Annotated in this window: 8 protein-coding genes; 2 read left to right on the forward strand and 6 right to left on the reverse strand. The window is 70.9% G+C overall.

All coding sequences use genetic code 11. The features are described from left to right. Positions 1–6: 6 nt before the first annotated feature. A complete protein-coding gene (locus tag ABNT58_RS02075) occupies positions 7–1,788 on the reverse strand; it encodes an ATP-binding protein (protein ID WP_348751855.1) in 1,782 nt (593 codons plus the stop codon). A 163-nt stretch (positions 1,789–1,951) separates the two neighbouring features. On the opposite strand from ABNT58_RS02075, the gene ABNT58_RS02080 reads away from it, so the two are divergent. Next, on the forward strand, positions 1,952–2,260 hold the full coding sequence (locus tag ABNT58_RS02080; protein ID WP_348751856.1) for a hypothetical protein: 309 nt from the start codon (positions 1,952–1,954) through the stop codon (positions 2,258–2,260). An 84-nt stretch (positions 2,261–2,344) separates the two neighbouring features. Here the strand turns inward: ABNT58_RS02080 and ABNT58_RS02085 are convergent, their stop codons facing one another. The 3 genes from ABNT58_RS02085 to ABNT58_RS02095 form a co-directional block, all read right to left on the reverse strand. Continuing rightward, a complete protein-coding gene (locus ABNT58_RS02085) occupies positions 2,345–3,052 on the reverse strand; it encodes a GntR family transcriptional regulator (protein WP_348751857.1) in 708 nt (235 codons plus the stop codon). Between the two features lie 11 nt (positions 3,053–3,063). Further along, a complete protein-coding gene (locus ABNT58_RS02090; protein WP_348751858.1) occupies positions 3,064–4,395 on the reverse strand; it encodes a C4-dicarboxylate transporter DctA in 1,332 nt (443 codons plus the stop codon). Between the two features lie 162 nt (positions 4,396–4,557). Beyond that, positions 4,558–5,316 carry a PEP-CTERM sorting domain-containing protein gene (locus tag ABNT58_RS02095; RefSeq protein ID WP_348751859.1) on the reverse strand — a complete coding sequence of 253 codons (759 nt, stop codon included), beginning with the start codon at positions 5,314–5,316 and terminating at the stop codon, positions 4,558–4,560. A gap of 101 nt (positions 5,317–5,417) precedes the next feature. Between ABNT58_RS02095 and ABNT58_RS02100 the strand changes: the two genes are divergently transcribed. Further along, entirely contained in the window at positions 5,418–6,332 is a 915-nt protein-coding gene (locus tag ABNT58_RS02100) for a LysR family transcriptional regulator (protein WP_348751860.1), read from the forward strand. Here the strand turns inward: ABNT58_RS02100 and ABNT58_RS02105 are convergent, their stop codons facing one another. Further along, positions 6,333–8,012, reverse strand: coding sequence for a tannase/feruloyl esterase family alpha/beta hydrolase (locus ABNT58_RS02105; RefSeq protein WP_348751861.1), 1,680 nt, complete (start codon positions 8,010–8,012; stop codon positions 6,333–6,335). A 100-nt stretch (positions 8,013–8,112) separates the two neighbouring features. Continuing rightward, a partial coding sequence (locus ABNT58_RS02110) for a methyl-accepting chemotaxis protein (protein ID WP_348751862.1) occupies positions 8,113–8,608 on the reverse strand: 496 nt, incomplete at its 5' end.

The raw sequence follows: 8,608 nt of genomic DNA on the forward strand, positions 1-8,608 counted from the left end.
GGCCCATCATGCCGTGTGGCTGGGCCGCAGCGGCAGCATCAGCACGAAGGCCGCGCCGCCCTCGGGCCGGTTGTGGCCGGCCAGGCTGCCGCCCAGTTCACGCGCGATGTGGGCCGAGATCATCAGCCCCAGGCCCAGGCCGGCGCCGGCCGGCTTGGTGGTGGCAAAGGGCTCGAAGAGGCGCGGCAGCATGTCGGGCGCAATGCCCGGCCCGCTGTCTTCCACGCTGATGCGGCCGCGGCCGTCGGCGATCACCGCCTCGAAGCGCAGGCGCCGCTCGGGCGAGGCAGCCATCGCGTCGATGGCATTGCCCAGCAGGTTCACCAGCACCTGTTCCAACCGCAGCTCTTCGGCCATCACCGTGAGGGCCGGCGGGTCGATGTGCTGCTCGAAGTCGATGCCCACCGCGCGCAGCCGCGGCTGCACCTGCAGCAGCGCGCCCTGCAGCACCCGCTGCACCGGCACCGGCACCGCCTGCGGCGGCGCCTTGTGCGCAAAGCCCTTGAGCTGCTGCGTCAGCCTGCCCACGCGGTCCACCAGCTGGCCGATGCGGCTCAGGTTCCACTTGAGGTCTTCGGGCTTGTCGCGCTCCAGCAGCACCACCGCGTTGTCCGACAGCGTGCGCAGCGCGGCCAGCGGCTGGTTCAGCTCATGCACGATGCCGGCCGACATCTGGCCCAGCGCGGCCATCTTGCCGGCATGCAGCAGCTCGCTCTGCGCGGCGCGCAGCTCGGCGGTGCGTTCTTCCACCTTGGTTTCCAGGCTGTCGCGCGCGGCCTTGAGCACCACCTGCAGCGCCGCCTGGTTGGCCATGCGCTGGCGCAGCGTGCGACGGCGCAGCCAGAAGATCAGCAGCGCCATCAGCGCCACCAGGCTGGCCATGCCGGCGGCCAGCGCCAGCGTGCGGGCCTGATCGACCACCGGCCACAGCTCGTCCAGCACGTAGATGCGCCAGCCGGTGCGCGGCATGGCCCGCTGCGAGACGGCGTACTGCGTGCCGCCCAGCGCCACCACCTCGTTCGGGCCGGCGCCTTCGGCGGGCCGCGGCTGCCAGTCGATGGGCACCAGCGTGGCATGGCCGTAGGGGCGGCTGCGGTCGATCTCGGCGCGCGCGGCGGCCGACAGCGGCTGCAGCGGCCGAAAGCGCCAGACGTCCTGCGTGCTCAGCACCACCACGCCGTTCTCGTCCACCACCATCACCTGGCCGGGCAGGCGGCGCCAGGCGTCTTCGGCATCGGCCAGCCGCACCTTGACGGTGGCCAGGCCCAGCGGCCGGTTGTCGCGGCTGAGCTTGTACGAGAGGTAATAGCCCGGCCGCCGGCTGGTGACGCCCACGCCGTAGAAGCGCCCTTGGCCCTTGGCCAGCGCCGAGCGCACGTAGGGCCGGAAAGAGAGGTCGTGACCGACCGGCGTGCCGGGCTGGTCCCAGTCGGCCCCGGCCAGCGCCATGCCGCGGCGGTCGACCACGTACAGCATGTCGGCGCCCGCGGTGGCATTGATGCCGCGCAGGTAGCGGTTCACCTCGTCGCGCAGGGCGGTGTCGTCGGGGCGCTCCAGCAGGTCGAGCACGCTGGGCGTCATCTCCAGCACCGAAGGCAGGTAGTCGAAGCGGGCCACCGCGGCTTCCAGCGTGCTGGCGATCATGTCCAGCCGGTGCTGGGCCGCGTCGTCCAGCCGCTGCAGCGCGGCGCGGCGGCCGGCCGCATGCGCGCCCAGCGCCGCGGCCACCACCAGGGCCAGGGCCAGCAGCACCGTCATCAGCAGGGCAAGGGAACGCAGGCGCTTCACGGCGGACAGGAAGTGGCGAGGGCAGGCGGACGGACAGGCAGGCGGGCGCGAATGCTAACTGCCCGGGGGGTGACGCTACCCCGGTTGCGGCAGTTCACACCTGCGTACAAACCGAAGCGTGGCGCGGTCGGCAAGCGGCGCGCCCAGGGCGTTGAAGGGGTGCATGACACAGGAGATCGCCATGGACAGCCGCATCGATGCCCCTTCCCGCCGGGTCGGCGCCGCCGCCGCCTGCGCGGCGTTGCTGGCGGCCGGCCTGCTGGGCGGCTGCGCGGTGTATGCCCCACCGCCACCGCCGGTGTACGACGCCTACGGGGCGCCGGTGGTGGTAGGCCCGCCGGTGGTGGGCGTGGCGCCCTACCCGGGCGCGATCTGGATCGAAGGCGGCTGGGTCTGGCGCGGCGGCCACCGCGAGTGGGCGCCCGGCCGCTGGGACCGGGGGTACGGGCGCGGTGGCGGCTGGCGCCGGTGAATGGAGCACCCGGCTTCACGGGTACGTGAAGCCACCCGCCAAGCGGGTTGCGCGGCCGCCTTCGGAGCGGCCGGGCGGCGGCCGCTAAACGGATCTCGGCCGCGGCGGCGCAACGGGCGCCAGCGTGGCGCGCAGGCGGTCCTGGGCGCTTTGTTCTTCGGCCGCATGCTGGCCGATCGACGACTCGACGTTGCCGATGTGGTCCAGCATCAGCCGCTCGGCTTCGTCCACCTGGCCGTCGGCCAGCGCGGCGACGATGCGCTCATGGTCCTGGCACGAAGCCAGGGCCTCGTGGCTGCTCTGGTACAGCGTGGCCACCAGCGTGGTGCGGGCCGTGAGGTCGCGCAGCATGTCGGCCAGCAGCCGGTGGCCCAGGCATTCGGCCAGGCACACATGAAAGTCGGCCAGCAAAAAGGCGCGCGTGGCCGGGTCGGCGCCTTCGATGGCGGCTTTCTCGTCCTCGATGTGCCGGCGCAGCCGGCCCAGCACCTGCTGCAGCGGCCGGCCCTCGGTCTGGCGCAGGATGCCGGCTTCCACCGCGCGTCGGGCCGAGAAGGCGTCGCGCGCTTCCTCGATCGAGGGCTCCACCACGTACCAGCCCTTGCGGCTGCGCACCTCCACGAAGCCGCGCGCCTGCACCTGCATCAGCGCTTCGCGCACCAGCGTGCGGCTGACGTCGAACAGCTCGGCCAGGTCCTGCTCGCCCAGGCGCTCACCGGGCTTGAGCTTTTGCGCCAGGATCGATTCGACGATGCGCTCGGCGATGGCGGACTGGCTGTTGCTGGACGACATGGCGCGGCACTCTAGCGCAGCGCCGGCTGCGCCACCGGCAGCGTGGGCGTTGCGTCCACGGCTTCGTCGGCCACCGGCGGCGGCACTTCACCGTTGAGCACCGCATGGGCCCGCTCGCGGTCGATGTCACCCTCCCAGGCGGCGATGGCCACGGTGGCCACGCAGTTGCCGATCAGGTTGCCCAGCGCGCGGGCGATGCCCATGAACCAGTCCACCGACAGCACCAGCACCAGGCCGATGGCGGGGATGGCCGGAATGGCATGCAGCGTGGCCGCCAGCACCACGATGGCCGAGCCCGGCACGCCATGCGCGCCCTTGCTGGTGACCAGCGAGATGGCCAGGATGGTCAGCAGGTCGGCGGTGGAAATCGGCGTGTTGGTGGCCTGCGCGATGAACACCGCCGCCAGCGTGATGTAGATCGAGAAGGCGTCGAGGTTGAACGAGGAGCCGGTGGGAATGACCAGGCCCACGGTGCTGTCGCGGATGCCCAGGCGCTTGAGCTTGGCCATGACCTGCGGCAGCACGCTGTCGGACGAGGTGGTGGCCAGCACCACGGCCAGCTCTTCACGCAGGTAGCGCAGCAGCTTGACGAGGCTGAAGCCCGAGGCCCGCATGATGAGCCCCAGCACACCGAACACGAAGATGAACACCGCGCCGTAGAACAGCGCCACCAGCATGCCCAGCTGCTTGAGCGAGCCCATGCCGTACTTGCCCACGGTGAAGGCGATGGCGCCCAGCACACCCAACGGCGCCAGCTTGATGATCAGGCCCATGATCTTGAACATCACCTGGCCCAGGTCGTCCACCAGGCCGGCCACGGCCTTGCCGCGCTCGCCCAGCAGCGACAGCGCGCAGCCGAACAGGATGGCGAACAGCAGCACCTGCAGCACGTCGCCGGTGGCGAACGCGTTGACCACGGTGGTGGGAATGAGCTTGAGCGCGAACTCGGTGAAGCCGCCGCCGGTGAGCTTGCTGGCGTTGTCGGCATAGGCGCTCATGGCCTTGGCGTCCAGCGTGGACGGGTCCACGTTCATGCCCACGCCGGGCTGGAACCACCAGGCCAGCAGCAGGCCCAGCGCCAGCGCCACGCCGGTGACCAGCTCGAAGTAGATGAGCGACTTCATGCCCACCCGGCCCACGCGCTTCAGGTCGCCGGCGCTGGCGATGCCGTGCACCACCACGCAGAACACGATGACCGGGATCAGCATCTTCACCAGCTTGATGAAGCCGTCGCCCAAAGGCTTGAGCTGCACCGCGATGGCGGGGAAGAAGTAGCCGAGCAGCACGCCGGCAACGAGGGCCAGCACCACCTGGCCGAACAGGGAACGGAAGAACCGAGGCATCACCACTCTCCAAAGCACTGAGAAGGACCGGACAAACTGAACGACATCGCTTGTATGCAAGCAATGTAGTCAAGCAAGAGCCGTGCGCGATGCTCGCAAACCCGAAGTGGTGCGTGCCGCCCCATCCCGGGGCGGCACAGAGATGCTCGGTAGAGCGGTGGATCAGCCCGCGTGACGGCCGCGGCGCCACGCGGCGATGCCGACGCCCAGCAGCCCCAGCCCCATCAGCGCGGCGGCCTGGGGCTCGGGCACCGCCAGCGCCACCGTGGCGCTGACCGAGCCCGGGTTGTCGAAGTAGTAGGCCGAGGTACCGACGAAGTTGTACGCATCGACGAAGCCCAGGTACAGCCGGGTGGCCTGGACCGGTGCGGTGAAGGTGAGCAAGGCGCCAGCCGCGTCGTCGCGGCCCGCGCGGCCGTCGCCAACGAAAAACACCTGGTACAGCCCCGGCGCCTGGCTCTGCGGGTTGTTGGCGTCCCAGGCCGGCAGCGCAGCGGGCGCGGGCTGGCCGAAGGGGTCGGTCTCGGAGCCGAACATCGCCACCAGCGGCAGCTGGGTGTTGCCCGCGGCATTGGAAATGCCGTTGAGCCCCGTGATGTTGGAAGCCGGCCCCAGCCAGTTGCCGCCCTCGGGGGTGGCCAGCGCGCCCGGGTTGGAGCAGCAGTTGAGCCCGCCGGTGACCGACGTGAAGGTAAATACCTTGCCGCTGCCGGCCGTGAAGCTGACGTAGGGCGCATCCGTGGCCGCACCGGTCACCGAACCGCTGTGCCCGAACACCTGGTACAGGCTGACCGTGCCTGCCAAGGTGAAGGAAGCCGTGCCGCCCGGCGCGATCGCGGTCTGCGCGCCCGCCGAGGTCGCGGTGCCCGCCGCAATGCAGGCTACCAGCGCCAGTGCCTGAGCCGTCGTTTGAACCGTCATGCTGTCTCCTTGCTTGTGGTGTGATGCATCGTCCAACGTAGCCGGCCCACCACCCCGCGTCACTCCCTAAGGCAGCCACAGCCTGCGCTTACAGTCGGCCGATGGACCGCATCACCGGGATTCAGCTGTACCTGCGCGTGGTGGAGACGGGCAGCTTCAGCAAGGCGGCCGCCGACCTGGGCGTGACCCAGCCCACCGCCACCAAGCATGTGGCGGCGCTGGAGGCCCAACTGGGTGCACGGCTGCTCCATCGCAGCACACGTGGCGTGACGCCCACCGAAGTGGGGCAGCTGTACTACGACAAGTGCAAGCGCATCGCGCTGGAGCTGGAAGAAGCCGGCAACCTGGCCACGCTGCTGCAAAGCGGCGTGGGCGGCATGCTGCGCGTGAGCTGTTCGGTGGCCTTCGGCCGCCGGGTGCTGGTGCCGCTGACGCTGCGCTTCATGCGGCAGCACCCCGGCATCACGCTGGACCTGAGCTTCGACGACCGATACGTCAACCTGGTGGAGCAAGGCATCGACGTGGCGGTGCGCATGGGCCGGCTGGCCGACAGCACGCTGGGCGCGCGCTACCTGGGCGTGAACCCCTGGGCGCTGGTGGCGGCGCCGCCGCTGATCGAGCGCCGCGGCGCCCCCACTGAGCCGCAGGCCCTGGCCGCCGAAGACTGCCTGGTCTACAGCAGTGTGATGGGCGACGACCGCTGGCAGTTCCGCGCGCCCGACGGCAGCACGCAGGTGGTGCCGGTCAAGGGCCCGCTGCGCAGCAACAACCTGTCGGCGGTGCTGGCCGCCTGCCGCGCCGGGCTGGGCTTTGCCGCCCTGCCCTGGTACGTGGCCGGCCCTTCGGTGCAGGCGGGTGAGCTGCAGGGGCTGCTGCCCGCCTACGAACTGCCTTCGCAGGAGATGCATGCGGTGTTTCCGTCACCGCGGCTGGTGCCGGCCAAGGTGCGCAGCTTCATCGACTTCCTGCAGCAGCAGTTCACCGCCGAGCGCTGGTGGGAGCTCGGCGGGCGCTGATCAACGGCAGGTGAAGCTGCTGGCGCTGTCGATCGGGCCAGCGCCGTCGTAGTGGGCCTGCTGGGGGTACGGGCACAGCGGCCGGGTGCGGCCGGGCCACGGCGTGGCGGGCCCGGCGCTGGCCACAATGCGGTCGGGCGCCTCGCCCTTTTCCACCCAGGCCACCAGCGGCGTCAGCGCGTCGTACAGGTCGGTGGAAGGCCCGCCCGAGTTGCTGCAGTGGTTCATGCCCGGCACCAGGTACAGCCGCGCGAACTTGCGCGTGGCCTCGGCCCCGCCCTGCGCGGCCTGCAGCCGCTGGTAGTAGTCGATGCTGTCGTTGGCAGAGAAGATCGCGTCGCTGACGCCATGCACGATCAACATCTTCCCGCCACGGTTGCGAAAGGCCGCCACGTCGGTGGAGGTGGTGTTGTAGATCGCCGCATAGGCGTCCATGCGCGCCGGGTCGGTGTCGAAGTTGAAGGCCATGTAGTCGAAGTTGGGCGCGGGCGGGGTGAAGAATTCCAGCCGCATCGCGTCCGCCGCGATCAAGGTGGCATTGCGCGCATTGGGCGTGGTGGTGGTGCTGGTGCCCAGCTTCCAGTTGCGCCAGTCGGCCCCGGCGATGCCGGCGTCCCACGGCCAGCTGGCATACAGCGACTGGCCGGCGCTGTTCTTCGGGCCGCCGAAGTCCTTCTTCAGCGCCGTCACCTGCGCGGCGGTCAGGCAGCTGTCGGTCTTGGCGCCGGTGCATTGCAGCACCGCGGGGTCGAAGCTGCAGGCCGCCGGATTGGCGTGGATGATGCCGTCGGCCGCGCCGTCCAGCGAGTCGCAACGCTGCAGCACCGCGTTGGACACCAGCTTCAGGTCGGCGTCCGACAAGGCCTGGCTGAGCACCGGCGACACCGCGCCGTAGCTGATGAGCCCCCACACCGAGGCCATGCTCGCCTCCCGCGCCACCTTGATGGCGGGCGCATTGGCGGCGATGCCGTCGAAGTAGTCGGGGAAGCGCTGCGGAAACAGCATGGCCTGCCGGCCGCCACCCGAGCAGCCCACGAAGTACGAACGGTCGGGCTTGCGGCCATAGGCGGTGTTGATCAGCGACTTGGCCGTGACCGTCACCACGTCGTAGGCGTTGTAGGCATGGTCGATGCGCGCCTGCGGATCGAGGCCGAAGCTGGCGCTGGTGCCCTGGTGGCCGCCGTCGGTGCTGACCACCGCAAAGCCCTGGGCCAGTGCGCCGGTCTTGAGCCCTGCCAGCGAGCCGCCGCCGGCCAGGGAGCCCAGCGCATCGCGCACCACACCATCGTTGCCGCCACCGCCCTGGAACATGAAGCGGCCGTTCCACGCCGCCGGCAGCCGCAGCTGAAAGCCGATGTAGTACGCCTGCCCATCGGCGCCGGTGCGCTGGTTCATGCGGCCATCGAGCACGCAGTGCGCGGGCTGCGGATTGCCGCCCACCACGGTGCCGGCGGCCACCGCGGTGGCGGTGAGCGTCATGCCCGCGGGGGCGCGGGCGGGCAGCGCGGCGCAGTCCACCGCCAGTGCGGTTTCGGCCGGCGGAGCGGCGGGCGTGGGCGTGTCGTCGTCGCCGCTGCCATTGCAGGCGCTGGCCAGCAGGGCCAGGCCGCAGGCGGCCGCCACGGTGGCGGGTGTGCGCAGGCTGCGGGCGCGGGCCGGCGCCATGGGTGCACGGTGCATGTCTTGTCTCCAGGTGTTGTGGCCGCAGTGTGGAAGCGGCCCTCCGCAGGCGCTGTCCGCCGCGATGGGGACAGCGCCGCATGCACGGCGGGTGGCGCGGTCAGGCCTGCAGCGTGAAGCGGCCCACCACGGCGTTGAGCTGCGAAGCCGCCTGCCGCAGGCTTTCGGCCGCGGCGGCGCCCTGCTCCACCAGCGCGGCGTTCTGCTGCGTGACCGCATCGAGCTGGCCGACGGCGCCGCCCACCTGCGTGATGCCGTTGCTTTGCGCACGGGTGGCGGCGGAGATCTCGCCGATCAACTGGCTCACGCGGTGCGCCTGGTCGACGATGCTGCGCATGCTGGTGCCCGCATCGCCCACCAGCCGGGTGCCGGCTTCCACACGCTCGACCGAAGCGCCGATCAGGCTTTTGATCTCCTTGGCCGCATCGGCACTGCGCTGGGCCAGGCTGCGCACCTCGCCGGCCACCACCGCAAAGCCGCGGCCTTGCTCACCGGCGCGGGCGGCTTCCACGGCGGCATTGAGCGCCAGGATGTTGGTCTGGAAGGCGATGCCGTCGATCACGCCGATGATGTCGGCGATGCGCGCCGCGCTGGCA

Source organism: uncultured Aquincola sp. (assembly GCF_964001545.1).
In the GTDB taxonomy this organism is placed as follows: Bacteria; Pseudomonadota; Gammaproteobacteria; order Burkholderiales; family Burkholderiaceae_C; genus Aquincola.